Below are 24,029 nucleotides of genomic sequence, written 5' to 3' on the forward strand. Positions count from 1 at the left end.
GTCACGTCGGGTCGGAACAGATCGGATCAGGGCACGTCGCGGCGGGAGTCGTCGGCGCCGCACGCACCGGCCCGCCCCCCGGCGGGTCCGGCGGGTTCCGCGCCCGCGAGCGGAAGGGTCGCGCTGATACGGAAGCCGCCCCCGGGGCGCGGTCCCGCCACCAGGACGCCACCGACCATACCGACACGCTCGCGCATGCCTATCAGCCCGTGCCCCAGCCCGTCCTCGCCGCGCTCCTCGTACAGCGCGGCCTGCGCGCCGCGCCCGTCGTCGTCGGCCAGGACGGTGAGCGCGTCGCCGTCGTACCGCAGCCGTACCGTCGCGCCGACGTGCGGGCCGCCGTGCTTGCGCGAGTTGGTCAGCGCCTCCTGCACGACGCGGTACGCCGTCAGCCCGACGCCGCTCGGCAGCGTGCGCGGCGTGCCCTCCACGCGGAAATCGACGGGCAGGCCCGCGTCCCGCACCTGGTCCACGAGATCCGCGAGCTGCTCCACGCCCGGCTGCGGAACGTAGTCGCCCGCCGTCGCCCCGCCGGGGCCGCCGTCCTCGCTGCGCAGCACGCCGAGCAGCCTGCGCATCTCGGTGAGGGCCTGGCGTCCTGTGCCCGAGATGGTGTGCAGCGCGCTGCGGGTGAGCTCGGGCGAGCTGTCCAGCACGTACGCGGCGCCGTCCGCCTGGACGACCATGACCGACACGTTGTGCGCGACGACGTCGTGCAGCTCCCTGGCTATTCGGGCGCGCTCGGCGGTGACGGCCATCCGCGCCTGCGTCTCCCGCTCGCGCTCCAGCCGCTCGGCGCGGCGTTCCAGCTCCGAGTAGTAGGCGCGGCGGGTGCGCAGCGAGTCGCCCAGCACCCAGGCGAGGCAGAAGGTGATGGTGAGCAGGCCGGTCCCGAACACCTGGGCGGCGACGCTGGCCCGCTCGTCACCCTGGTCGGGCCAGCGGACGCGGGCGAGGGTCGGCGCCAGCAGGCAGCCGGCCAGCGCGAGCCGTGACCAGCCGCGGTGCGGCCGGGAGGCGATGGTGAACGCGACGACGAGGAACACGACGTCGCTGGGCAGCGGCTGCACGCCGATCACGAGCTGCGCGCAGCCGACGCCGAAGGACGCCACGAGCATCGCCTCGGGCCACCGGCGGCGCAGCGTGCCGACGACGCCCAGGGCGAAGGCGATCGGAAAGGCGGAGTCGGGCCAGGCGTTCTCCTGGGCGGACGGCGCGATCAGGAGCATGATCCCCAGCAGGCCGAACGCCCAGGTGCCGTCCACCGCGGTGGGGTGACGGCGCAGGAATTCGTAGAGCCGGTTCACGTCACCCAGAGTAGGCATTCCGTGCGGCTCGGGAATCAACCGGACGGCCGATACGTGCGGCCGTCAACTACTCCTTGGGGTGGAGAGCCCGTGCCACCGCGCGGGGAGGGCCGGGCGTTCCCGGCGGGACGGCCACGGCCGGGCGCCGGACGGCTACGATGGCGGGCCCACGATCGCATTCTGGGGGTAGCCGGTGAGCGCGGACGAGACGTTCTCCGCAGGGATCGTCCACAGGTGGGACGACGAGGACGGGTGGGGGGTCATCCGCTCGGAGGCCGTGCCGGGCGACGTGTTCGCGCACTTCTCCTCGATCGCGTCGGCGCCGTCGTCCTTCCGCTCCCTCGACGTCGGCGAGCCGGTCACGTTCACCTGGGAGCAGGCGGCGCAGGACGGTTTCTCCTACCGCGCCGTCACGGTCCGCAGCGCGCGGGACGGCGCCGACGCCGACGCCGACGAGGACGAGGACGACGACCTCTCGGGAGGCTTCGCGTCCTCGCTCACCGTCGTGTTCGACGACGAGCGGACGCCCCCCGCCTGACCGGCGGCCGGGCCGGGGAGGCGTCACACATGCGGGAGACGGGCTGGCGCGAGGCCACCGAGCGGGCCCTCTACGGCCCGGGCGGCTTCTTCCTCCGCGAGGCCCCGGCCGCGCACTTCAGGACGTCGGCGCACGTCTCGCCGCTCTTCGCGCGCGCCGTCGCGCGGCTGCTGGTCGCGGTGGACGAGGCGCTGGGCCGCCCGGCCGCACTGGCGTTCACCGACGTGGGCGCGGGGCGCGGCGAGCTGGTGCGCGGGGTGCTGGAGGCACTGGCGGCGCTGCCGGGCGACGTGTCGGCGCGCGTGCGTCCTTACGCCGTGGAGCGCGCCGGGCGCCCGGCCGGGCTCGACCCGCGGATCACCTGGTGCGCCCGTCCCCCCGCCGGGGCGGTGGGCCTGCTGTTCGCCAACGAGTGGCTGGACAACGTGCCGGTGGACGTGGCGGAGGCGGACGGCGAGGGCGTCGTGCGGCACGTCCTCGTCACCCCGGAGGGCCGTGAGCGGCTGGGCGGGCGCGTGGACGGGGACGACGCGGCCTGGCTGCGCCGCTGGTGGCCGCTGGCCCCCGGCGGGCGCGCCGAGATCGGCCTGCCGCGCGACCGCGCCTGGGCGGGGGCCGTGGCGTCGCTGGCGCGCGGCCTCGCCGTCGCCGTGGACTACGGCCACACGCGGGAGGAACGCCCGCCACTCGGCACCCTGACGGGCTACCGGGCGGGGCGGCAGGTGCGCCCCGTCCCCGACGGCAGCTGCGACCTCACGGCCCACGTCGCGTTCGACGCCTGCGCGGGGCCGGGCGCCGTCCTGCTGCGGCAGCGGGCGGCGCTGCGGTCCCTCGGCGTTGACGGCGGCAGGCCGCCGCTCGCGCTGGCGACGACCGACCCGGCCGCGTACGTGCGGGCGCTCGCCGAGGCGGGCGCGGCGGCCGAGCTGACGGACCCGGCGGGCCTCGGCGGCTTCACCTGGCTCGCGCGGCCTGTGGGCATCGCCTCGCCGCTGTGACCGGCGGCGACGGCTACTTGTCGATGTCGCCGACGACGAAGAAGAACGACCCGAGGATCGCCACCATGTCCGCGACCAGCGTCCCCGGCAGCAGCGCGCCGAGGGCCTGGATGTTGTTGAACGAAGCGGAGCGCAGCTTCAGCCGGTACGGCGTCTTCTCGCCGCGCGAGACGAGGTAGTAGCCGTTGAGCCCGAGCGGGTTCTCCGTCCACGCGTACGTCGCGCCCTCGGGGGCCTTCAGGACCTTGGGCAGCCGCTGGTTGACGGGCCCCGGCGGCAGCTCGGCGAGCCGGTCGAGGCAGGCGTCGGCGAGGTCGAGCGCGTTCCGCGTCTGGTCGAGCAGCACCTCGAAGCGTGCAAGGCAGTCGCCCGCCGTGCGCGTCGCGACCTTCAGGACGCCGCCCAGCTCGCCGTACGCGAGGTAGGGCTCGTCGCGGCGCAGGTCGAAGTCCACGCCGCTGGCGCGTGCGATCGGCCCCGAGACGCCGTACGCGTGGACCGCCGCCGCGTCGAGGACGCCGACGCCGCGCGTCCTGGCGCGGAACACCTCGTTGCCCAGCACCAGGCCGTCCAGGCGCGGCAGCCCGCCCCGCACGGCGGCGACGGCCTGCCGGGCGCGGCCGGTCCATCCGGCCGGGAGGTCCTCCTTCAGGCCCCCGACGCGGTTGAACATGTAGTGCATCCGGCCGCCCGAGACCTCCTCCATGACGTGCTGGAGCGTCTCGCGCTCGGTGAAGGCGTGGAAGATCGGCGTGATCCCGCCCAGTTCCAGCGGGTAGGAGCCGAGGAACATCAGGTGGTTCAGGGCCCGGTTCAGCTCGGCGAGCAGCGTGCGCAGCCACACGGCGCGCTCGGGCACCTCCATGCCGAGCATGCGCTCGACGGCCAGGACGACGCCCAGCTCGTTGGAGAACGCCGACAGCCAGTCGTGCCGGTTCGCCAGGACGATGATCTGCCGGTAGTCCCGCGCCTCGAACAGCTTCTCCGCGCCCCGGTGCATGTAGCCGACCACGGGCTCGGCCCGCGCGATCCGCTCGCCGTCGAGCACGAGCCGCAGGCGCAGGACGCCATGGGTGGACGGGTGCTGGGGGCCGATGTTGAGCACCATGTCGGTGGCGCCGTCGAACCCCGCGCCGGTCCCGCCGATGCCGACCACGGTCTCCGTCATGCGCGTCAGTCTGTCACCCCACCGGCCGTGGGACGCCTCCCAGGCCGGATGCGCGGGCCAGGACCTAAGCTCGTGCACATGGACGAGGTGGCAGCACAGCCCCCGCCGGGGACGTCCGGCGACACCTGGCGGCCGGTGATGCCCGGGTTGCTGACGATGCGGCGCCTCGTGCTGGTCTCCTGCCTGACGCCACCCGCGCTGCTGGCCGCCGTGCTGCCCCTCCTGCTGGGCGCCCCTGCCTGGTCGCTGCTGGCGCTGGTCCCGCTCACGGCGGGCGTCTGGGGCTGGTGGGCGCTGGGGCGGAACTGGCGCTCGTGGTGCTACCAGGAGCGGGACGACGACCTCCTCATCAGGCGTGGCGTGCTGTGGCAGCAGCTGACGGTGGTGCCGTACGGGCGCATGCAGCTCGTCGAGGTGACCTCGGGGCCGCTGGAGCGCCGCTTCGGCCTCGCCCGCCTCCAGCTGCACACCGCCGCGGCGGCCACCGACGCGTCCGTGCCCGGCCTCGCCCCGGCCGAGGCGGAACGTTTGCGCGACAGACTCACCGAGCTGGGCGAGGCCCGTTCGGCGGGGCTGTGAGCGGCGAGCCGGCGCTCGGCGCGGCAGCCGTGCCGGGCGGGATCCCCGAGCGGGAGATCCCGGCGGGGCAGGGAAGGCGCCTGCACCCGCTGACGCCGTGGCGCCGCGCCTGGGCGCCGCTGGCCGGGCTGTTCGCCGTGATGGTGCAGAACGTGGAGGAGCTGCGCCGCTGGACGTCCTCGGTGGCGCTGGGCTGGCTGCTGCTGTCGCTGGCGCTGTTCCTGGCGTGCGCGGGGCTGTACGGCTTCCTGTCGTGGCGCGTGACGCGTTTCCTCGTGACCGACACCGAGCTGCGCATCCGCACCGGCCTGCTGTTCCGGCGTTCCGCGCACCTGCGTCTCGACCGCATCCAGTCGATCGACGTGAGCCGTCCGCTGCTGGCGCGTCTGCTGGGGGTCGCGAAACTGCGCATGGAGGTGGTCGGCTCCCGGTCCGCCGACGAGCTGGCGTTCCTGGGCGAGAACGAGGCGCGCGATCTCCGGGCGGAACTGCTGGCGCGCGCCGCGGGCATCGCGCCCGAGGCCGCGCCCAACGCGGGCGAGGCCCCGGCACTGGCGCTGCACGAGGTGGACCCGAAGACGCTCGCGTGGTCGCTCGTGCTGCGCGGCCGTACGTGGGCGTTCCTCGTGCCGGGCGCCGCGCTGATCCCCGTCGTGTGGCTCACGACGAACAACCTCGTCGCCGCGCTTCTGGTGCTGCTGCCGCTGATCGCCGCGAACTGGCGGGCGAGCGTCGGCAGCTACCTGACGTTGTACGGCTGGACGGTCAGCGAGTCGCCCGACGGACTGCGGCTGGACCACGGGCTGTTGCAGCGGGACCACGCGACCGTCCCGCCGGGGCGCGTGCAGTGCGTCCGGCTGGTGGAGCCGCTGCTGTGGCGCCCGCGCGGCTGGGTCAGGGTCGAGCTGGACGTCGCGGGCACCCGGTCGGGCAACCGCGAGGGGCTGCTGCTGCCCGTCGCCTCGCGCGCCGAGGCCGCCGCGCTGCTCGGGCGCGTCCTGCCCGACGTGGACATCGCCGCCGCCCTGGCCGCGATCCGCCCGGCGCCGGAACGGGCGCGCTGGGCGATGCCGGTCTGGCGCACGGGCTACGGGCACGCGGCGACGCCGACGCTGTTCGTGGCCAGGCGCGGGCGGCTGCGGCGCGTGCACGAGCTGGTGCCGCACGCGAAGGTGCAGAGCGTGCGGCTCACCCAGGGGCCGCGCGCCCGCCTGCTGCGGCTGGCGGACGTGCACGTGGACCACGGGGCGGACGGCACGGCGACCGCGCGCCTCCTGGACGCCGGGTACGCGGCGGACGAGGTCGCCGCGCAGGCGAACCGCTCACGGCTCGGCCGCCGTTCTGCCGCGCCCGACCGCTGGCTGACCGGCCCCTGAGCCCCTGAGCCCGCGGGCCCCGGGCGTTGTCAGTGGTCCTCCCTAGGCTTTCTGCCATGGGTGACGAAGAGCTTCACGAGGAGGACGGGCCCGTCCGCGAGGAGCCGGCGGCCGACGTCGCGCGGCGGCGCGGGCCGACCGGCGCGCACGCGGTCCGCACGCGGGGGGACGGCCCCGAGGTGGGCCGGATCGGGATACCCCTCTTCGTCTGGCGCAGGCGCCGCATACCCGGGTGAGGCGCGCGGCCCGCCCGTGCGGCCGTCAGGCGAACCGGGTCGGGCCGAGGCCGTCGTCCTCGTCGTCGTCCGCGCCGCCGCCCTGCCTCGTGCCGCCAGGACCCTCGTCCCCGTCCTCGCCGTCGCCGTCGATCAGCACCGGCGAGCCGTGGTGGCTCCACAGGCGCCAGCCGCCGTCGGGGGCGCGGCGGAAGACGTTGGTCGCCACGACCAGGCCGCCGACCAGCGGCCCGGCCGAACCGTCCTCCTCCGCGGGGCCGCCGCTGAGGATGTTCTCGGTACAGGTGACGAGCGCCGTGTCGGCGATGACGGACACCTCGACGTCCGTCAGGAAGAACTGGATGTACTCGGTGTTGGCCATGATGAGGGCGTAGCTGCGCAGCACCTCGCCGCGCCCGCTGATCACCGGCCAGCCCGGGTGGACGACGCTGATGCCCTCGTGGTCGAGCCAGCGGGCGCCCATCGCGTCGAGGTCGGCGCTCTCCAGCGCCTCGTACAGGGCCGTGTTGGCGGCCGTGACCGCCTCGACGTCGGTGTCCGCGCCGCCGCCGCTCATCCGGCCTCCCCCGTGGGTTCCCCTGCCCGCTCCCCCGCCGCCGCGACCGCACCGGCGACGCGCACGGCGTCGGCGCTGGCCCGCACCTCGTGCACCCGCACCGCCCAGGCGCCCGCCGCCGCGGCGAGCGCGCTGACGGCTGCGGTGGCGGCGTCCCGTTCCCTGGCACGCGGCGGCGTGCCGCCAGGCCCGGCCAGCACACGGCCGAGGAACCGTTTGCGGGAGGCGGCGACCAGCAGCGGGCGGCCGAGCGCGGCGCGCAGGCGCGGCGTCGCGGCCAGCAGCGCGAGGTCGTGCTCCGCCGTCTTGGCGAAGCCGAGACCGGGGTCGGCGATCAGCCGGTCGGCGGCGATGCCGCCCGCCTCGGCGGCGTCCAGCGCGCGGCGCAGCTCGTCCAGCACCTCGGCGACGACGTCGCCGTACCGTGCGCGGTCGTTCATGTCGATGCTCTGGCCGCGCCAGTGCATGACGACGAACGGCACGCCCGCCTCGGCCACCACCGGGATCATCGCGGGATCGGCCCTGCCGCCGCTGACGTCGTTGACGAGCGCCGCCCCGGCGGCGACGGCGCGTCCGGCCACCGAGGCGCGCATCGTGTCCACGCTCACCGGCACCCCCTCGGCGGCCAGGGCCTCCACCACCGGCAGGACGCGGCGCAGTTCCTCGGCCTCGTCCACCCGGCTGGCACCCGGACGGGTCGATTCCCCGCCGACGTCGATGAGGTCGGCGCCCTGCGCGATCAGGTCGAGCCCGCGCTTGACGGCCTGCCCGGTGTCGAACCAGCGCCCGCCGTCCGAGAAGGAGTCGGGGGTGACGTTGACCACCCCCATCACCGCGCAGCGGTCCCACCCGGGGAGTCCTGTCACCTGGCCGTGCGCGATGCTCATGGCACCAGGGTAGGGGCAGGTACGGCGGCCCCGCCGCCGCGCCGACGGGAACATCCGGCGGCCGTGCGGCGCTGACCGAAGGTGTCGGCCCTTCGCAGGTAGATTCGATTACCACGCCGCCCGCGCCTGACCTGGAGGACGGCACGACATCAGCGCACGACTGCGGAGAGGGAGTGAGCGCCGTGGACCGTATAGCCCTGCGCGGACTGAGCGGCAGAGGATTCCACGGGGTGCTCCCGAGGGAACGTGAGGAAGGACAGACGTTCGTCGTCGATGTCGTCCTCGGCCTCGACACCCGGCCCGCCGCCGACGCCGACGATCTCGCGCGCACGGTGGACTACGGGGAGGTCGCGGAACAGGTCGTCGCGGTCGTCACCGGTGAGCCGTGCGACCTGATCGAGACGCTGGCCCAGCGCATCGCCGACCGGTGCCTCGCGCCGGAGGCCGTACAGGAGGCAGAGGTCACGGTGCACAAGCCCCAGGCGCCGATCACCGTTCCCTTCGACGACGTGACCATCACCATCAAGCGGAGCCGAACATGACACCCTCGCACGCCTCCTCCCCCGACCCGACCGTCCAGCCGGTGCCCGCGTCCGTCGTCCGTCAGGTGGACGCCGCGGACTCCACGCTCCACAACCCGCACCGCGCCGTGCTCTCGCTCGGCAGCAACCTGGGCAATCGCCTCGACACCCTCCAGGGCGCCATCGACGCGCTGGAGGACACTCCAGGGGTGCGGGTGAAAGCCGTGTCGCCCGTCTACGAGACGGAGCCGTGGGGCGTCGATCCCGGCAGCCAGCCGACGTACTTCAACGCCGTGGTGCTCCTGAAGACCACGCTGCCGCCCGCCTCCCTGCTGGAGCGCGCGCAGGCGATCGAGGAGGCGTACCGGCGCGTGCGCGACACCCGCTGGGGGCCACGCACCCTGGACGTGGACATCATCAGCTACCAGGGCGTCACCTCGGCCGATCCCGCCCTCACGCTGCCCCATCCCCGGGTGCACGAGCGGGCGTTCGTCCTCGTACCCTGGCACGACGTCGATCCCGACGCCGAGGTGCCGGGCCACGGCGAGGTCGCGTCGCTCCTCGACGGGATCACGGAGCGGGGCGTGACGCCCCGGCCCGACCTGACGCTCGTCCTCCCGGACTGACCCCGGCGGGGAGGCGCCCGGCGGAACGGAACGCCCCCGCCGCTCGTCTCTCCCCTCGACCCCCGCCCCCGACCACGACGGACTCCATCGCTGTGAACCAACTGCGGATCAGGACGCTGGCCGCGCTGTTCGCCGGTGCCCTCGCGCTGTGCTGGGCGGCCTCAGGGCTGTGGGAGTCGCTGGACAACACGCTCCCCGCCGTCCCCCTGCTCGCCCCGGTCATCCTCGCGCTCATCGCGGCCGTGCTGCTCGCGACCGCCCTCTCGCTGCGCGGCAGGCTGCGCGCGCAGCGCGAACGGCGGCCGGACGCGCGGCCCGTGGACCGCATGATGGCGGCGCGCGCCGTCGTCTTCGGGCAGGCGAGCGCGCTGGTGTCCGCCCTGATGGGCGGCGCGTACGGGGGGCTCGGGCTGTACCTCGTCCTGTACCGGCTGGACGTGGCGAACCGCCGCGACCAGGCCCTTTACGCGGGGTTGGCCGTGGTCGCGGCGGTCGCCGTCATCGCGGCGGCGCTGCTGCTGGAGCGCGTCTGCCGCCTGCCGGACGGGGACGACGACGAGGACGGCGGACGCGGCGGCCCGCTGCGTCATCCCGTCTAGCCTCCGGCCGACCCCGCTCCCGGTGTGGTGAGCGGGCGCCGCGACGTCCTCGCGGTGGTCGGCCACCGGCGCCGGTGGCCGACCATCGCTTCCCCCCCTCGGGCACTTCCGGCGGACCCGGACCTCCGTCCCGGTGCGCACGCAGGTGCATGCGGGCGCACCGGGCCGGAAGCCCCGCCGGAAGCCGAGTGGTCCTTCGGTGAACTCCGTCCCGCGGCTGTCGCCGCGTGCCTCGGTGACCGCGGTCGGGCGGGGACACCCACAGGTGTGCCCCACGCCGTCCCGCGCTCACCGAGGCGGTCGTCCCTCCCTCCTTCCGGCCGACCTCGCCGCCCTGTGCGACAGCGTGCCGGTCCGGCAAGGGACGTGATCGATTCTGCAAGGCCGCCTTCTTGTTGCGCAGCCCTCTTCCGCCCTCCGCAACAAAACACGAAGCCGCAGGTCACAGCTCTTCGCGACGGCGTCGTCCCGGAACCTCCACACCGTTGCGGGGCCGGGAAGCGCCCCGATACCGTCACGGAGAGTCCGGCCCGGGGGGCAGGGCCGAGGGGGAGGGGAGCTGAGCGTGGGACGTCAGGAGAACCCGCTGCCGACGGGGGACGGGCCGGTTCCGCGGTTCGCCGCCCAGTTACGCGCGCTGCGCCGGGAGGCCGGGGGGATCACGTACCGGGCGATGGCGCGGGGCACGCCCTACACCGTGCCCACGCTGTCGCGCGCGGCCGGGGGCGAGCAACTGCCCTCGCTGCCCGTGGCTCTGGCGTACGTGGAGGCGTGCGGCGGGGACACGGCGGCGTGGGAGGAACGCTGGCGCCGCGCGGCCGAGGAGGTCACCGCGGAGCCGGTCGGCGACGACGAGGACGTGGCGCCGTACCAGGGGCTGTCGCGGTTCGAACCGGGCGACAGCGGGCGGTTCTTCGGCCGGGAGGAACTGGCCGCCGATCTGGTGGGCCTGGTGCGGGCGCACCGGTTCACGGCCGTGTTCGGCCCGTCGGGCAGCGGGAAGTCCTCCCTGCTGCGGGCCGGTCTCCTCCCCGCGCTCCAGAGCCCGCCCGCACCGTACGAGCGGCCCGCGGCCCTCCGTATCTGCACGCCGGGCCCGCACCCCGCGCGGACCGCCGCCAAGGTCCTGACCCCAGCGCCGGGCCGGGGGGACACCGTCGTCGTGGTGGACCAGTTCGAGGAACTCTTCACCCTCTGCCGCGACCCCGCCGAGCGCGCCGCGTTCATCGACCGGCTCCTGGCCGTCCGTGAGGAGGACGGCGGGCTGCGCGTCGTCGTCGCCGTCCGCGCCGACTTCTACCCCCGCTGCGCCGAGCACCCCGGCCTGGCGGACGCGCTGAACGCCGCCAGCCTCCTGGTCGGCCCCATGACCGGCGACCAGTTACGCCAGGCCGTCGTCGGCCCCGCGCGGGTCGCGGGGCTCGTCGTGGAGCGCCCGCTCACCGCGCGCGTGCTGGAGGACGTGCGGGAGCAGCCCGGCGGGTTGCCGCTGATGTCCCACGCGCTGCTGGAGACCTGGCGGCGCCGCAAGGGCCGGACGCTCACCCTGGCCGGGTACGAGGCGGCCGGTGGCGTGCGCGGCGCCCTCTCCCGTACGGCCGAGGCCACCTGGAGCGCGCTCGGCGACGGGCAGGCGGCGCTCGCCCGGCGGATCCTGCTGCGGCTGATCGCCCCGGGCGACGGCACCCCCGACACGCGGCGCCCCGCGCATCGTGACGAGCTCGAATCCGGGGCGGGCGGCGAGGCGGGAGCGGTCGTCGAACACCTCGCGCGGGCACGGCTGATCACCCTGGACGACGGCGTGGTCGAGCTGGCCCACGAGGCGCTCCTCACCGCCTGGCCCCGCCTGCACTCGTGGGTCGAGACCGACCGGGAACGCCTGCGCGTGCACCGCCGCCTCACCGAGGACGCGCAGGCGTGGGACGCCCTCGACCGCGACCCGGGAGCCCTCTACCGCGGCACGCGCCTCGCCACCGCCGAGGAATGCCTCCCGCCGGAGCTCCACGACGGCCTCACCGCCACCGAGCGGGAGTTCCTCACCGCGGGCCTGGCGCTGCGCGACGACGAGCGGCGGCGCGCCGCGCGGACCACGCGCCGCCTGCGTGCCCTCACCGCCACCCTGGCCGGGCTCCTCGCGCTCGCCCTCGTCGCCACCGGCGCCGCCGTCTGGCAGCAACGGCAGGCCGACACCGCGCAGAAGGCGGCGACCTCCCGCCAGTACGCCGCGCAGTCGAAGGCGCTGCTGGCCACCGACCCGGACCTGGCGTCCCTCCTCGCCATCAGGGCGTACCGGACGAGCCCCACCGCCGAGGCGGTGACCAGCCTCTACCTGGCCGCCGCGCTGCCGCTGCGACACGTCCTCGACGGGGAGGACAGGGCCGTGACGCAGGTGGCCTTCTCCCCCGACGGCGAGAGCCTCGTCTCCGTCGGCAACGAGGGCACGGTCGGTCGGTGGAGCACGGTGACGGGGGAGCTGCACAGCTCCGTCGTCGTTCCCGCCGTGAACTCGGCCCGGACCGTCGCCGTGAGTCCCGACGGCGCGTCGGTCGCCACCTCGCTGCCGGACCCGGGGGTCAGGGTCTGGGACACGACGACAGGGGACGCCGTCCTGCTCGCCGAGGAGGACCTCCTCGACCATGAGCGGCTCCAGTTCAGTCCGGGCGGCACCCTTCTGGCCTCCGGAGGCAGCGCCAGGTTCGAGGTCTTCCTGCGCGACGCGCGCACGGGAGAGGTACGTGTCACCCTCACCGTGGCGTCATCGGTGAGAAGCATGGCGTTCGCCCCCGACGACCGCACCGTGGCGACCGCCGACAGCGAGGGATCCATAACGCTGTGGGACACGGCGACCGGGAGCCGCCTCGGGACGCCCTTCGGGGAGTCAGGCGACGCGTTGGCGCTCGCGGTCGGCCCCGGCGCGGCCACCGTGGCCACGAGCAGTTCGGAAGGCAGCGTCGTGCTGCTCGACACGGCGACCGGGCGCCCCGTGGGCACACCGCTCGTGGGCTCGGAACCCGTGACATCGATGGCTTTCAGCCCGGACGGCGGCACACTCGCCATGGGGAGCGCCGACGGCACCGTCCGGCTGTGGGACATGGCGGCGGGCCGGCTCGGCCAGACGTTGAGCGGGCACACGGAGGAGATCCTGTCCGTCGCGTTCAGCCCCGACAGCGCCACCCTGGCGACCGGGAGCCTGGACGGGACGACACGGCTGTGGGACACGACGGTGGGGCAGGTCGGCCGGACGCTCGACGAGCACGCCGGGCCTGTCTCCACCGTCGCGTACTCCCCGGACGGACGGTCCCTGGTCACGGCCGGTCACGACGAGACGGCGCGGCTGTGGGAGCTGTCTTCCGGACGGGCCGAGACCGTCACGACCGAGGACAGAACGTATGTGGCGACGGTGGGCTTCGGCGCGGACGGCCCCCGGTTCCTCGCCGTCAACGGCTGGAGGGGGATCCAGCTGCATGACGTCACGACCGGCGACCGCGGCCCCGTCCTCTCGCACGAGGACACCCCGCCGCGTGGCCCGGAGGAAGAGTCCCGGTCCGACCCGTACCGATCGGCCGCCTTCGGCGACGGCGCCCGTGTGCTCGCCGCAGGCGGGCACGACGGATCGGTGCACCTGTGGGAGACGGCCACCGGCGAGGTCTCCGCGGTGCTGGACGGCGGCACCGACCCCGTGACCGCGCTCGTCTTCAGCGAGGACGGGAGCACGCTCGCGACCGGCGACGAGGCGGGCATCGTCCGGCTGTGGGACACGGGGACCGGCGAGATCATCGGAACGCTCACCGACCACACCGGCACGGTGGATGCTCTCGCGTTCGCACCGGACGGGCGCATGCTCGCCACAGGGGGCGCGGACCGTACCGTGCGGTTGTGGGACGTCGCGACCCAGGAGCCCGACCTCCGGGCGACCGGCCACGCGGACGACATCCGGTCGATGTCCTTCAGCCCCAGGGGCGACACGCTCGCGACGGGCGGTTTGGACGGGACGGTGCGGCTGTGGGACGTCTGGACCGGTCAGGCACGCCAGACCCTCACGGCCGGAATCGACGCGGTGCGGGCCGTCGCGTTCAGCCCTGACGGCGGCACGGTGGCCGCGGGGACGGAAAGGGGCAGGACACTCCTGTGGGACGTCAGCCTCCCCGACCCGGCCGAGGCCGTGGAGACGATCTGCGACGCGCAGCGCGGGCCCGCCCCCCGCGATGGCGGCATGCCGCATGCCACGGAGCGGGAGGACGACTCCCCCTGCCCGCGCTGACGCGGGCAGGGGGGAGCCGCCGTCAGCCGACGGCCGTGACGGTCTCCAGCTCGACGTCGGCGCGCTCGATCGCGTTGGCGTCCGCGTCGATGGAGCGGCGCAGCGCCTCGTGCAGTCCGGCGGGGGTGAGGACGCCGAGGAAGCGGTCGTTGTCCGCCGGGTCGAGGACGGCGATCCAACCCGCGTCGTACTGGAGCATCGTGCTGAACGCCTTCTTCAGCGACGCGCCCAGCGGCAGCCACGCCTCCATCCGGCGGGCGTGCGCGGAGACCGGCCCCTCGGCGGCCGTACCGGCGTCGGGTATCGGCACCCAGCCGTGCAGCGTGTCGTCGCCGTCGAGCACGACGGCCCAGCGCGCGCCGGAGTCGCGCATCCCGGCCGCGGCGGCGCTCATCGGGTCGGCGAGGTGGACGACCGGCGGCTGTTCGAGGTCGCCGCGCTCGACCGGGGTGACCGACAGCCGCTTCAGGCCGCGGTCGCTGCCGACGAACGAGGCGACGTAGTCGTTGGCGGGGGCGCCGAGCACGGCGGCCGGTGAGTCGAACTGCTCGATGCGGCCCTGCCCGTAGACGGCCATCCGGTCGCCGAGCCTGACGGCCTCCTCGATGTCGTGCGTGACGAACAGGACCGTCTTGCGCACCTCGGCCTGGAGCCGGAGGAATTCGTTCTGCAACCGTTCGCGCACCACCGGGTCAACGGCGCCGAAGGGCTCGTCCATCAGCAGGACGGGCGGGTCGGCGGCCAAGGCGCGGGCGACGCCGACGCGCTGTCGCTGGCCGCCGGAGAGCTGGTCCGGGTACCGGTCGCCGTGGACGGCGGGGTCGAGACCCACCAGTTCGAGCAGTTCGGCGGCGCGGCGGCGAGCGGTCGCGCGGCGCTCGCCGAGCAGCACGGGGACGGTGGCCGTGTTGTCGAGGATCGTGCGATGGGGGAAGAGGCCGACCTGCTGGATGACGTAGCCGATGCGGCGGCGCAGCTTGACGGGGTCCTGTTCCGCGACGTCCTGGCCGTCGAACAGGATGCGGCCCGAGGTGGGTTCCTCCAGCCGGTTGACCATCCGCATCGTGGTGGTCTTCCCACAACCGGAGGGTCCGACGAGGGTCACGATCTCACCCTCGGCCACCTCCAGGTTCAGGTCATCGACGGCAACCGTGCCGTCCTGATAACGCTTGGTGACATTCTCGAACCGCAACATGTTCATCATTCTGTCAGGTTTAACGACTAGGGTCGCTGTACATGAGTGCGGTGAGCAGCGTGAGCTGCCTACAGGCGAACGAGTGGATCTGCGGGGAGTACGTCCGCGACCGCGCCGACGAGCTCACCGATGCCACGGTGGAGCACATCGTCATCACGGCGACCGCGATCGGCATCGCCCTCGTCGTCGCCCTGCCCCTGGCGCTGCTCGCGCGGCGCTGGCGGCTGGCCGCCGGGGGCATCCTGGGCGCGACGACCGTCCTCTACACCGTGCCGACCCTGGCGATGTACGCGCTGCTGCTGCCGGTGTTCGGCATCTCCATGTCGGTGGTGGTCTGCGGACTGGTCCTCTACTCCCTCACGGTTCTCGTTCGCAACACCTTGGAAGGTTTGCGCGCGGTACCCGACGAGGCCCGCGAGGCGGCCCGCGGGCTCGGCTACGGGCGGTTGCGGCTCCTGCTCACCGTCGAGTTGCCGCTCGCCCTGCCCGCCCTCATGGCGGGCGTCAGGATCGCCACGGTCTCGGCCGTCTCGCTCACCACGGTCGGCGCCATCGTCGGCTACGGCGGGCTGGGCAACCTCATCTACTCCGGCATGGACAGCTACTTCAAGGCCCAGGTCCTCACCGCGTCCGTCCTGTGCGTCGTGCTCGCCGTGGCCTCCGACCTGCTGCTGCTCCTCGCCCAGCGCCTGCTGACCCCCTGGGCCCGCGCGGGCGGACGACGGCGGTGGCGACGGCGGGCCGCCGTACCGCAGCAGGACACGCTGACGAAGATCTCCGGGACGGTGTGACATGGGAAGTGTCGAAGAAGCCTGGGACTGGCTCGGCGACGGGTCCAACTGGTCAGGACCCGCCGGTATCTGGCACCGGCTGAACGAACATCTCCAGCTCACCGGCCTGTGCCTGCTGATCTCCTGCGCCATAGCCCTGCCCCTCGCCCTGTGGCTCGGCCACAACGGCGGACGGCGCTTCGGCGGCGCCCTGGCCATCAACATCTCGAACGCGGGCCGCGCCGTCCCCACCTTCGCCGTGCTCGTCCTCCTCACCCTCGGCCCCCTCGGCCGCCACGGCGAACTGCCCACGATCATCGCGCTCGTCCTCTTCGCCGTGCCGCCCCTGCTGACCAACGCGTACGTCGGCATCTCCACGGCCGACCGCGACGTCGTCCAGGCCGCGCGCGGCATGGGCATGTCCAGGACGCAGCTGCTCGGCCGCGTCGAGGTACCGCTGGCGTTCCCGCTGATCATGACCGGCGTGCGCACCGCCGCCGTGCAGATCGTGGCCACGGCGACGCTCGCCGCGCTGCCGGGCGGCGGCGGCCTCGGCCGCATCATCACCGCGGGCTTCGCCACCTACCGCACGGGCCAGGTCGTGGCGGGCGCCCTGCTCGTCGCCCTGCTCGCCCTCGCCATCGAGGGGCTGCTCGTCCTCGCACAGCGCCTCCTCGACCCGACCCCCCGCCGCGCGACGCCCCGGCGCCGCGCGTCAAGAACCACCCAGTCAGAACCTGTTGGACGGAGAATTTCGTGACCTCGACATCCAAGCGCCGTCATCGCACCGCGCTGCTCACCGTCGGCGGCATCGCCGCGCTGTCCCTGACGCTCGGCGCCTGCGGAGGCGGCGACAGCCTGGAGGAGGAAGGCAGCGGCGGAAGCGGCGGCAGCACCGAGCCCGGCGAGGGCGGCGGTGAGAGCGGCGGCTCGCTGACCATCGGCGGCGCGAACTTCACCGAGGCCACCATCATGGCCGAGCTGTACGCCCAGGTCCTCGCGGACGCCGGGTACGACACGGACATCGCCACCGTCGAAGGCCGGGAGCTGTACGAGCCCGAGCTGGAGAGCGGCGGCATCGACATCGTCCCCGAGTACGCGGCGACGCTGGCCGAGTTCCTGAACGCGCAGGTCAACGGCCCCGACGCCGAGCCGGTCGCCACCTCGGACGCCGACGAGACCGTCGCCGCCCTGCGCGAGCTGGCCGAGCCGCGCGGCCTGACCGTGCTGGACGCGGGCGAGGCGGTGGACCAGAACGCGTTCGCCGTCAGCCAGGAGTTCGCCGAGGAGAACGACCTCCAGACGCTCACCGACCTCGGCGAGTCCGGCCTGCCGATCCGGCTGGCGGCGGGCGACGAGTGCCCCGAGCGCTACTTCTGCGAGCCGGGCCTTGAGGAGGTCTACGGCATCGACATCACCGAGATCGACCCGCGCGGCGTCGGCACCGTGCAGTCCAAGCAGGCCGTGGCGGACGGCGAGGACCAGCTCGCGCTCGTCACCACCACCGACGCGACGCTGGAGGACTTCGGCCTCGTCCTCCTGGAGGACGACCAGAACCTCCAGCTCGCAGACAACCTGCTGCCTGTCCTCAACACCGAGAGCGCGGGCGACCCGGAGATCGCCGCGGCGCTCGACGAGCTGACCGCCACCCTCACCACCGAGGACCTGATCGAGCTGAACCGCCAGGTGGACTCCGAGCGCCGCCAGGCCGAGGAGGTCGCCCGCGAGTACCTGGAGGAGAAGGGTCTCGTCGGCGCCTGACGGAGCCCCTGAACCCCCGGAGGGAACGCCCCGCGCGACCGTTGATAACCAGCAGGGCACAACCCTCCGGGGCCACTCCCCCGGGCTCGCGCGACCACGGTAAGTTTCGCCTCATGGCCCGTGGACGTCACCGCAGCTCGGCGCTGCACCGTGTGCTGATCCCGGCCGCGCTCGGCAGCGTCGCGCTGCTGTGCGCGGCCGTCGCATGGCTGGTCGGCGGGCCGCCCGCCGACCGGGACGCCCTCGTGCTGCGCGTCCTGGTGGCCGTCGCCGCGTTCGCCGCCGTGGCGGGCGCCGCACTGCTGCGCCGCTGGGACGCGGACGGGGCCAGGCGGCTCGCCCGCGAGCGCGCCGAGAAGGCACGGCTCAGCTGGCGCGCCGAGGAGCGCCAGGCCGAGGTGGAGGAGTCGCAGGAACTGGTCACCGCGCTGGAGGAGAAGATCCGCGGCAAGCGCGGCGAGCTGGGCAGGCTGCGCTCCGAGCACGCCGACCTGCTGCGCCGCTACGCCACCGCCGAGAGCGAGCGCGCCCGCGCGCTGGAAGGCCGCCGCAGGCTGGCCCTTGAGGCGTCGCAGCCCGCGCGCGCCCTGTCGGCGGCCCCCGCCGACCACCGTACGCAGGACGGCGCGCCCACCCCGCTCACGTACCGCCTCGCGCACGACGCGCTGATCCGCCTCGCCCGCACCGCGCCCCGCGAGGAGCCGCGCCCCGAACCGGAGGCCGCGCCCGAGCCCGAGCCCGAGCCCGTGAACGCGGCCGAGCCCGCGCCCGTGCCCGCGTCCGACCAGAGCGAACGCCGCCAGCTCCCCCCTGCCCCCCGCAAGCCCGCCCCGATCCAGCGCACGGGCGGCGGCTTCGACTTCTTCGGGACCGGCACCCCGGGCAAGCCCTGACCCCCGGCCACCCACCGAACACCGGTCCCCGTCGGCGTGCCGGTGAACCGTTGACTCTCCCTTCGGGGGAGACCCGAGACTGACGCGCATGCACGTCGATGGCGGCACGTTCTGGAGCATCGGGGAGGTCGCCCGGAAGACCGGCCTGTCGGTCAAGCTGATCAGGCACTGGTCCGACCTCGGGCTCGTCCACCCGGAACACCGGACCCCCGCCGGTTACCGGCTGTACGGCACCGACGCACTGGCCCGCCTGCGACTGGCCAGGACCCTGCGCGGGCTGGGCCTGGGGCTGGCGGCGATCCGTGACGTGCTCGAACGCGGCAACAGCCTCGCCGACGTGGCCGCGACGCACATCGACGCGCTGGAGCGACAGATCGGCACGCTGCGCACGCAGCAGGCGGTCCTGCGCTCCGTCATCCGCCGCGACACCACCGCCGAGGGGCTCACCACCGTGACCGATCTCGCCCGCATGTCCGCCGCAGAACGCCGGGACGTCATCCAGGAGTTCGTCACCGACGCCCTGGGCGACCTCGACGTGCCCACCTACCGGCGCGGCCTCCTCGCGGCCACGCCCGACCTGCCCGCCGACCCCACCGACGAGCAGGTGGACGCCTGGCTCGAACTGGGCGAGCTGGTGCGGACCCCCGCCCTGCGTGACGGCCTGCGCCGGATGGCCGACTACGCCGCCGCGCACCATCCCGGCGAACACGACGACGGCGCGGTACGCGACGCGGAGCGCGTGACGGACGACTGGCTGCGCCGCGTGGAGGCCGCGACGGCGCGGGGCGTCGTACCGGACTCACCGGCGGCGGACCCCGTCGTCACCGCGATCGTCGCGGCCTGGCTCCCCACGCAACCGGCCCGGCCGGGGGTGCCGCGCGTCGATGGCGCGGCGGCCAGGCGCCTGCTCCTCCAGCAGCTCGACGTGGCCGCAGACCCGCACGTCGAGCGGTACTGGCAGTTGCTGTGCCTCATCAACGGCCGACCGGTACGGCCCGGCATGGCGGCGCAGGGACGGTGGCTGCGGGCGGCGCTGCGGGCGCACCCGGAGCCGGGGGCGCGGGCCGCGCGGCTGGCGGAGATCTACGACGAGGGCGGGGACGCCTGGGGCCCGGCCGGTGTGCTCCCCGTCTGCGGGGAGGTCCTGGACGCGGTCGCGGGGCTCGTCCTCGCCGTGGCCCCGGCCCAGTTCGGCCGCCCGACGCCCTGCGCCGACTGGGACGTCCGGGCGCTCCTCGACCATCTGGTCTGGGAGAACCTGCTGTGGGCCGGTCTCGCCGAGGGAACCCCACGCTCCGACTTCACCGCCGACCACCTGGGCGACGACCACGTCGCGGCCTTCGATGCCGCCTCCCGGGCCGCACGGCGGGCCTTCGCCCGCCCCGGCATGCTGGAACGACGCTACGGCCCGGCCCCGGGGCGGCGGATCGTCGAACAACTGGTGATCGAGATGCTGGTGCACGGCTGGGACCTGGCCCAGGCCATCGGCCACCCCTTCGACGTCCCGCAGCACATCGCCGAGGCGGCACTCCCCGTCGTCCACGAGATCTACGGCAACCAACCCCGCCCTCCCGGCGCATCCTTCGCCGCACCACACCCAGCACACGACACCGCCACACCACTCGACAAACTAGCCGCCTACCTGGGCCGCACCCCGGCCAGCTGACCCAGCAACACCCCCGACCACGCTCATCGGGATGACGAGGACCTGACGGGACGAGCACAGATCCGCCCGGCACTGTCATTGCCAACCCACCTCGGGATGATGAGAACCTGCCCGCTGTACCCGTTGCGTCTGAGTCAGGGCGTCCTGTTGCGATCCCACCTTGGGGTGATGAGGACGACGACTCCGAGCCCGCCCTGTGGGGACGGCTGAAGTTGCGAACCCACCTTGGGGTGATGAGGACCAGCATCGGAGACCTGGCCCTGGCCATGGACGTCCGTTGCGAACCCACCTTGGGGTGATGAGGACGTGGTGGTCATCAGGTCAGTGCGCGTTCATGAGGCCGTGTTGCGAACCCACCTTGGGGTGATGAGGACCCGAGGGTAAAGCCGCAGGTGAGCCGGTGCTTTGCGGGCTCGTGCGAGGCGGAAAGTGCAGCGATCCGCCGGTAGTGCATCGGTGCTGGTCAGAGGCGTGCTGGAGCACGGTCCATTCTGTCAGGCGGTCGGCTGCCTCGGGCTGGTTCGGCTCGGTCGGCCCAGGCAACCGAAGCAGGCGCGCAACGCACGCACACGGGTGTGCTCGCCCAGGTTTCCCGGATCGCGCCGCACCCTCCGTACCGCCACCATTCAACCCGCCACCTCGCCGCGAAGTCCATCGGGAGCGGCGGTGCGTCGTGGAGCGGACAGGGGTGTCGAGCACCGCCCGGCCAGCGAAGTCACCGCCCTATGCTGGAAAGTGGCTTGCCCACCAGCAGGGACGGTGACCGTCATGCGGAGCAACGACGACAGCCCACCGGGGAACCGGCTGCGTGCCCTCCGGCTCGGTCTCGGCCTCACCCAGCAGCAGTTGGCCGAGCGGGCGGAACTCAGCCTCGGCGTCGTGAAGAAGATCGAACGCGGTGGCACGGCACGGCTGGAGACCTATCACACCCTGGCACGAACCCTCGGCGTCCGGACCTCCCAGCTCCTCGACACCTCCGCCCCCCACCGCGACCAACGGGACGACGACAGCGACAACCACGCCCTTCTCGCCCTGCGCCAAGTCATCGCCCCGCCGATGACGGCGACAGGATCACTCGGCCTGACGGACGATCCGGAGGCCGAACCCGATCTGCGCGCGATGTGGCAGGCGGCGGACCTGCTCGCGGACACGTACTACCGGGACGACTACGGCACGGTCGCCCAGCAGCTCCCGGCGCTCGTACGGTCCGCCCATCTCGCCGTCCGCCACTTCGACACCGGTGCGGAGCAGACCGAGGCGCTGCGGCTGCGGGCCTGCGTACTTCAGATGGTGGGGCGCTACCTCGTGCAGGTCCGTGCCTACGACCTGGCCCAGATGGCGCTACGGGACGCCGTGCAGGACGCCGTCAGGGCCGACGACCAGGGTGGTGTGGCGGCAGCGGTCTACCAGCAAGGGTGGTCGCTGATCCGGCAGGGGCGGCTGGACGAGGCGGAGGCGGTGTCGGTCGCGACCGCCGACGTGACCGAGCCCCGACTTTCGCGGGCCTCGCGTGCGTCGCTGGGCGCGTGGGGCAAGCTGCTGGTCCATGGCTCGTCGGCGGCGGCGCGCAACAACCGGCCGCACGAGGCCAGGGAGATGCTGCGGCTGGCGCGTGCGGCGGGTATCGCGCTCGGCGGCCAGCAGGCGGTCAGTCAGGCGACGTGGGGCCGGTTCGACTGGCGCACGGTCGCCTACCAGGCGATCGAGAACCACATGACCGCCGACAACCCCGGCAGGGCCCTGGCCCTCGCGGCCAAGATGCCGCCACCGCCGAGGAACGCGACGTTCGGGCGACGCCACCTGCTGACCGTTGCCCAGGCACACGCGGCACGGAGGTCGGGCGACAAGGCGCTGGCGATCCTTCTCGACCTGTCGCGGACCTCCCCCGAGTGGCTGCGGCATCAACGCCTCGCGGCCGACGTCTTCCGCGAGGTACGCGACAAGCGTTCCCGGGCCATGTCCCGGGACCACCGCGAACTCGCCGTGCTCCTCGGCGTTCTCTAGAGCCACGGAACGTGCCCCACAGCGCCTCACCTCGCCCCGGAGCGATCATCTTCCATGACTGTCACGTTCCGATCACCATAAGTAGCGTCACCGGTCTCACCTTCGCCCGAGGAGCAGACCATGGCGTTCACCAGCCCACCCTTCCGATTGCAGCGCGACGGCCGCGTACGCGTCCGGCCGTTGGGCGAGGAGTTCGACGCGGTGCGCGTCCCGTCCTTCCAAGGGCTGTACGCACTGCACCGCCTCCACCTGACCGGCCTGTCAGGACCGGTCATCGAGGACCCGGCACACAGTGTCCTCCATTGGCTGGTCCCGCCGGGGTCGGCGAACGACCGGGGGTGGCCTCCGGGAGTGACGGCGCTGGGACGCGGCTACTGCCTCGCCGTCCCGGCCGCCGACCGCGTCGGCGGACCGTGGGTCGGGGACGGGGAGGTCCGCTGGCTCACCCTGCCGCCGGTCGGGCAGTGCCTGACCGACCCGGAGGTCCTCCACAGCACACTGGCAAAGGTATTCGGGGGGCGTTGTGGCTGAGGTCGAAAGCCCTCGACACCTCACCCCCGCGCCCGTACGGGAGGAGAACCCCCACATCACCGTCATCACCGGGCTCGAAGGGCCGATTCCACCGCGCCCCGAGGCCGGGACGAACGAGCCGGCGGCGGATGACGAGGAAGCGTCGTGAACCTGCCGCGACACTGCGACTACTGCGGGACGGCCATCGCGCACCTGGTCGCGGTGGCGGCCGTCGCGTCGGGGTCGGGGCCGGGTTGGTCGTACCACGCCTGCCGCGCCTGCCGGGTCTCCGAGCGGCTGGTGCCGCTGGTCGCGCACCCCTCGGACTCCTGGGGCGGCATGCGCTACTGGCCGGACGTCGTGCCGCGCGAGCTGGTCGTCCGCCTCGCCGACCTGGGCGAGGCACCGCAGCTGCGCGCCGTCGCCGACCGGCTGTTCCCGGCCGTCGCGGTGGCGGCGTCCAGGACGGCGGACGACCGCGCGCGGGGCGCCGCCGGGCAGGCGGCCGAAGCCGCCGTCGCCGCCCTGTGGGACGCCACGGCGGCCGTGCCGCACGACGAGCGGTGACCGACGCCCCCGACCGCCCGCACGCCGCCCGGCTCTTCCCCGGCGGCGGCGGGCAGGACGACACGGACGCCGCCCGGCGGTGGGCGCGGAACGTGCTCAGAACCTGGGGACGGGCCGACACCGCGCCCGTCGTGGACGCACTGATCACCGCCGCACGCGGCCGACGCCCCTGGTGGCTCGCCCTCCGCCACCACGGCGACGCCGTCCACGCCCAGGTGCTCCGCGCGCGAGCCGCCAGAACCCCCGAGCTGCCCGCCCGCGTCCCCGGCGCCGAACGCCTCAGCTGGACCTACGGCACCGCCCGCACCCCCGACAGCCTGTGCCTGTGGGCCGACGTCAGCGCGCCAGGATGAGGCTCATCGCCTCGGCCCGCGTCGCCGGGTCGCGCAGCTGCCCGCGCACGGCCGACGTCGTCGTCTTCGCGCCCGGCTTGCGCACGCCCCGCATCGTCATGCACATGTGCTCGCACTCCACCACGACGATCACGCCGCGCGGCTCCAGGATGCGCATCAGCGAGTCCGCGATCTGCGTCGTCAGCCGCTCCTGCACCTGCGGCCTGCGCGCGAAGACATCGACCAGCCGGGCCAGCTTCGACAGCCCCGTGATCTTGCCGTTGGCCGACGGGATGTACCCGACGTGCGCCTGCCCGACGAACGGCACGAGGTGGTGCTCGCACGAGGACAGCACCTCGATGTCCTTCACCAGCACCATCTCGTCGTGGCCCAGGTCGAACGTCGTCGTGAGCACGTCCTCGGGCCGCTGCCACAGACCGGCGAATATCTCCCGGTAGGCACGCGCCACCCGCGCAGGGGTGTCGCGCAGGCCCTCACGGTCCGGGTCCTCGCCCACCGCGATGAGCAGCTCACGCACGGCGCTGGCGGCACGCTTCTCGTCGAACTCGCCGGCGGGACCCCCGGGGTCCGTGACGGTCACCGGGTCGGTCATGACGTTCCTCGTTCCTTGTGTGGCGCGGTGGCGCATCGTGTGCGGCACGGTTCCGGACATGGCCGC

25 protein-coding genes and 1 CRISPR repeat array are annotated in these 24,029 nt (G+C 74.0%); of the genes, 19 read left to right on the top strand and 6 right to left on the bottom strand.

Features of this window, described 5'->3' with window-relative positions; all coding sequences use genetic code 11:
* Nucleotides 1–26: 26 nt before the first annotated feature.
* Complete coding sequence (locus IF27_RS00220) at nucleotides 27–1,307, bottom strand: sensor histidine kinase (protein ID WP_052847143.1); 1,281 nt, start codon at nucleotides 1,305–1,307, stop codon at nucleotides 27–29.
* A gap of 193 nt (nucleotides 1,308–1,500) precedes the next feature.
* Between IF27_RS00220 and IF27_RS00225 the strand changes: the two genes are divergently transcribed.
* A complete protein-coding gene (locus IF27_RS00225; protein ID WP_052847144.1) occupies nucleotides 1,501–1,845 on the top strand; it encodes a cold-shock protein in 345 nt (114 codons plus the stop codon).
* A 29-nt stretch (nucleotides 1,846–1,874) separates the two neighbouring features.
* The gene (locus IF27_RS00230) at nucleotides 1,875–2,843 is read left to right on the top strand and encodes an SAM-dependent methyltransferase (RefSeq protein WP_052847145.1); all 969 of its coding nucleotides are present in this window, start codon (nucleotides 1,875–1,877) and stop codon (nucleotides 2,841–2,843) included.
* 13 nt (nucleotides 2,844–2,856) lie between these two features.
* Here IF27_RS00230 and IF27_RS00235 read toward each other — a convergent pair whose 3' ends face one another.
* Nucleotides 2,857–4,011, bottom strand: coding sequence for an NADH-quinone oxidoreductase subunit D (locus tag IF27_RS00235; protein WP_052847146.1), 1,155 nt, complete (start codon nucleotides 4,009–4,011; stop codon nucleotides 2,857–2,859).
* A 78-nt stretch (nucleotides 4,012–4,089) separates the two neighbouring features.
* Here IF27_RS00235 and IF27_RS00240 point away from each other — a divergent pair, with 78 nt between their 5' ends.
* The 3 genes from IF27_RS00240 to IF27_RS00250 are packed head-to-tail and all read left to right on the top strand — an operon-like array spanning nucleotide 4,090 to nucleotide 6,202.
* Entirely contained in the window at nucleotides 4,090–4,590 is a 501-nt protein-coding gene (locus IF27_RS00240; RefSeq protein ID WP_052847147.1) for a PH domain-containing protein, read from the top strand.
* A complete protein-coding gene (locus tag IF27_RS00245; protein WP_223290851.1) occupies nucleotides 4,587–5,966 on the top strand; it encodes a PH domain-containing protein in 1,380 nt (459 codons plus the stop codon). The genes IF27_RS00240 and IF27_RS00245 overlap by 4 nt, the downstream gene beginning before the upstream one ends.
* A 56-nt stretch (nucleotides 5,967–6,022) precedes the next feature.
* Entirely contained in the window at nucleotides 6,023–6,202 is a 180-nt protein-coding gene (locus IF27_RS00250; RefSeq protein ID WP_052847148.1) for a hypothetical protein, read from the top strand.
* Between the two features lie 25 nt (nucleotides 6,203–6,227).
* On the opposite strand, the gene IF27_RS00255 is transcribed toward IF27_RS00250, so the two are convergent.
* Both IF27_RS00255 and folP read right to left on the bottom strand, forming a co-directional pair.
* Complete coding sequence (locus tag IF27_RS00255; RefSeq protein WP_052847149.1) at nucleotides 6,228–6,758, bottom strand: nuclear transport factor 2 family protein; 531 nt, start codon at nucleotides 6,756–6,758, stop codon at nucleotides 6,228–6,230.
* Entirely contained in the window at nucleotides 6,755–7,645 is an 891-nt protein-coding gene (folP, locus tag IF27_RS00260) for a dihydropteroate synthase (RefSeq protein ID WP_110945390.1), read from the bottom strand. The genes IF27_RS00255 and folP overlap by 4 nt, the downstream gene beginning before the upstream one ends.
* Nucleotides 7,646–7,827: 182 nt before the next feature.
* Between folP and folB the strand changes: the two genes are divergently transcribed.
* The 4 genes from folB to IF27_RS00280 all read left to right on the top strand — a co-directional run bounded on the left by folB (nucleotide 7,828) and on the right by IF27_RS00280 (nucleotide 13,652).
* Entirely contained in the window at nucleotides 7,828–8,187 is a 360-nt protein-coding gene (folB, locus tag IF27_RS00265; RefSeq protein ID WP_052847847.1) for a dihydroneopterin aldolase, read from the top strand.
* On the top strand, nucleotides 8,184–8,792 hold the full coding sequence (gene folK / locus IF27_RS00270) for a 2-amino-4-hydroxy-6-hydroxymethyldihydropteridine diphosphokinase (protein ID WP_052847151.1): 609 nt from the start codon (nucleotides 8,184–8,186) through the stop codon (nucleotides 8,790–8,792). Before folB ends, folK begins: the two co-directional genes overlap by 4 nt.
* A gap of 92 nt (nucleotides 8,793–8,884) precedes the next feature.
* The gene (locus IF27_RS00275) at nucleotides 8,885–9,391 is read left to right on the top strand and encodes a DUF3180 family protein (protein ID WP_052847152.1); all 507 of its coding nucleotides are present in this window, start codon (nucleotides 8,885–8,887) and stop codon (nucleotides 9,389–9,391) included.
* A 565-nt stretch (nucleotides 9,392–9,956) separates the two neighbouring features.
* A complete protein-coding gene (locus IF27_RS00280; RefSeq protein ID WP_110945391.1) occupies nucleotides 9,957–13,652 on the top strand; it encodes an nSTAND1 domain-containing NTPase in 3,696 nt (1,231 codons plus the stop codon).
* 22 nt (nucleotides 13,653–13,674) lie between these two features.
* On the opposite strand, the gene IF27_RS00285 is transcribed toward IF27_RS00280, so the two are convergent.
* Nucleotides 13,675–14,847 (bottom strand): ABC transporter ATP-binding protein, encoded by a 1,173-nt coding sequence (locus IF27_RS00285; protein WP_052847153.1) that lies wholly within the window; start codon nucleotides 14,845–14,847, stop codon nucleotides 13,675–13,677.
* Nucleotides 14,848–14,888: 41 nt separating this feature from the next.
* Between IF27_RS00285 and IF27_RS00290 the strand changes: the two genes are divergently transcribed.
* The 10 genes from IF27_RS00290 (at nucleotide 14,889) to IF27_RS00330 (ending at nucleotide 23,371) form a co-directional block, all read left to right on the top strand.
* A complete protein-coding gene (locus IF27_RS00290; protein ID WP_420821964.1) occupies nucleotides 14,889–15,638 on the top strand; it encodes an ABC transporter permease in 750 nt (249 codons plus the stop codon).
* Nucleotide 15,639: 1 nt separating this feature from the next.
* Nucleotides 15,640–16,377 carry an ABC transporter permease gene (locus IF27_RS00295; RefSeq protein ID WP_052847156.1) on the top strand — a complete coding sequence of 246 codons (738 nt, stop codon included), beginning with the start codon at nucleotides 15,640–15,642 and terminating at the stop codon, nucleotides 16,375–16,377.
* Entirely contained in the window at nucleotides 16,374–17,378 is a 1,005-nt protein-coding gene (locus IF27_RS00300) for an ABC transporter substrate-binding protein (RefSeq protein ID WP_052847157.1), read from the top strand. The genes IF27_RS00295 and IF27_RS00300 overlap by 4 nt, the downstream gene beginning before the upstream one ends.
* A gap of 113 nt (nucleotides 17,379–17,491) precedes the next feature.
* Nucleotides 17,492–18,271, top strand: a complete 780-nt coding sequence (locus IF27_RS30715; RefSeq protein ID WP_052847159.1) for a hypothetical protein — start codon at nucleotides 17,492–17,494, stop codon at nucleotides 18,269–18,271.
* Nucleotides 18,272–18,359: 88 nt separating this feature from the next.
* Entirely contained in the window at nucleotides 18,360–19,937 is a 1,578-nt protein-coding gene (locus IF27_RS00310; protein WP_052847162.1) for a TIGR03086 family metal-binding protein, read from the top strand.
* 77 nt (nucleotides 19,938–20,014) lie between these two features.
* Nucleotides 20,015–20,311: a CRISPR direct-repeat array (repeat unit 30 nt; unit sequence GTTGCGAACCCACCTTGGGGTGATGAGGAC).
* A 394-nt stretch (nucleotides 20,312–20,705) separates the two neighbouring features.
* Entirely contained in the window at nucleotides 20,706–21,941 is a 1,236-nt protein-coding gene (locus tag IF27_RS00315) for a helix-turn-helix domain-containing protein (RefSeq protein ID WP_052847164.1), read from the top strand.
* Nucleotides 21,942–22,061: 120 nt separating this feature from the next.
* Nucleotides 22,062–22,472 (top strand): hypothetical protein, encoded by a 411-nt coding sequence (locus tag IF27_RS00320; RefSeq protein ID WP_052847166.1) that lies wholly within the window; start codon nucleotides 22,062–22,064, stop codon nucleotides 22,470–22,472.
* Nucleotides 22,465–22,620: a hypothetical protein gene (locus IF27_RS30720; protein WP_190232737.1), complete on the top strand. Its 156-nt coding sequence runs from the start codon at nucleotides 22,465–22,467 to the stop codon at nucleotides 22,618–22,620. Before IF27_RS00320 ends, IF27_RS30720 begins: the two co-directional genes overlap by 8 nt.
* Entirely contained in the window at nucleotides 22,617–23,018 is a 402-nt protein-coding gene (locus tag IF27_RS00325) for a hypothetical protein (RefSeq protein WP_052847168.1), read from the top strand. Before IF27_RS30720 ends, IF27_RS00325 begins: the two co-directional genes overlap by 4 nt.
* Nucleotides 23,015–23,371, top strand: a complete 357-nt coding sequence (locus tag IF27_RS00330) for a hypothetical protein (RefSeq protein ID WP_052847170.1) — start codon at nucleotides 23,015–23,017, stop codon at nucleotides 23,369–23,371. The genes IF27_RS00325 and IF27_RS00330 overlap by 4 nt, the downstream gene beginning before the upstream one ends.
* On the opposite strand, the gene folE is transcribed toward IF27_RS00330, so the two are convergent.
* Nucleotides 23,355–23,963, bottom strand: a complete 609-nt coding sequence (folE, locus tag IF27_RS00335) for a GTP cyclohydrolase I FolE (RefSeq protein ID WP_052847172.1) — start codon at nucleotides 23,961–23,963, stop codon at nucleotides 23,355–23,357. The two genes, IF27_RS00330 and folE, sit on opposite strands and share 17 nt — an antisense overlap.
* Nucleotides 23,964–24,029 lie beyond the last annotated feature (66 nt).

The sequence above is a fragment of the Streptomyces avicenniae genome, assembly GCF_000719135.1.
GTDB classification, from domain to species: domain Bacteria; phylum Actinomycetota; class Actinomycetes; order Streptomycetales; family Streptomycetaceae; genus Streptomyces; species Streptomyces avicenniae.

Bases quoted from the DNA above. Each gene is read 5' to 3' on its own strand.
- IF27_RS00230 (WP_052847145.1), top strand. From the start codon at position 1,875: ATGCGGGAGACGGGCTGGCGCGAGGCCACCGAGCGGGCCCTCTACGGC.
- IF27_RS00235 (WP_052847146.1), bottom strand. From the start codon at position 4,011: ATGACGGAGACCGTGGTCGGCATCGGCGGGACCGGCGCGGGGTTCGAC.
- IF27_RS00240 (WP_052847147.1), top strand. From the start codon at position 4,090: ATGGACGAGGTGGCAGCACAGCCCCCGCCGGGGACGTCCGGCGACACC.
- IF27_RS00250 (WP_052847148.1), top strand. From the start codon at position 6,023: ATGGGTGACGAAGAGCTTCACGAGGAGGACGGGCCCGTCCGCGAGGAG.
- IF27_RS00255 (WP_052847149.1), bottom strand. From the start codon at position 6,758: ATGAGCGGCGGCGGCGCGGACACCGACGTCGAGGCGGTCACGGCCGCC.
- folP (WP_110945390.1), bottom strand. From the start codon at position 7,645: ATGAGCATCGCGCACGGCCAGGTGACAGGACTCCCCGGGTGGGACCGC.
- folK (WP_052847151.1), top strand. From the start codon at position 8,184: ATGACACCCTCGCACGCCTCCTCCCCCGACCCGACCGTCCAGCCGGTG.
- IF27_RS00285 (WP_052847153.1), bottom strand. From the start codon at position 14,847: ATGTTGCGGTTCGAGAATGTCACCAAGCGTTATCAGGACGGCACGGTT.
- IF27_RS00290 (WP_420821964.1), top strand. From the start codon at position 14,889: ATGAGTGCGGTGAGCAGCGTGAGCTGCCTACAGGCGAACGAGTGGATC.
- IF27_RS00295 (WP_052847156.1), top strand. From the start codon at position 15,640: ATGGGAAGTGTCGAAGAAGCCTGGGACTGGCTCGGCGACGGGTCCAAC.
- IF27_RS30715 (WP_052847159.1), top strand. From the start codon at position 17,492: ATGGCCCGTGGACGTCACCGCAGCTCGGCGCTGCACCGTGTGCTGATC.
- IF27_RS00310 (WP_052847162.1), top strand. From the start codon at position 18,360: ATGCACGTCGATGGCGGCACGTTCTGGAGCATCGGGGAGGTCGCCCGG.
- IF27_RS00315 (WP_052847164.1), top strand. From the start codon at position 20,706: ATGCGGAGCAACGACGACAGCCCACCGGGGAACCGGCTGCGTGCCCTC.
- IF27_RS00320 (WP_052847166.1), top strand. From the start codon at position 22,062: ATGGCGTTCACCAGCCCACCCTTCCGATTGCAGCGCGACGGCCGCGTA.
- folE (WP_052847172.1), bottom strand. From the start codon at position 23,963: ATGACCGACCCGGTGACCGTCACGGACCCCGGGGGTCCCGCCGGCGAG.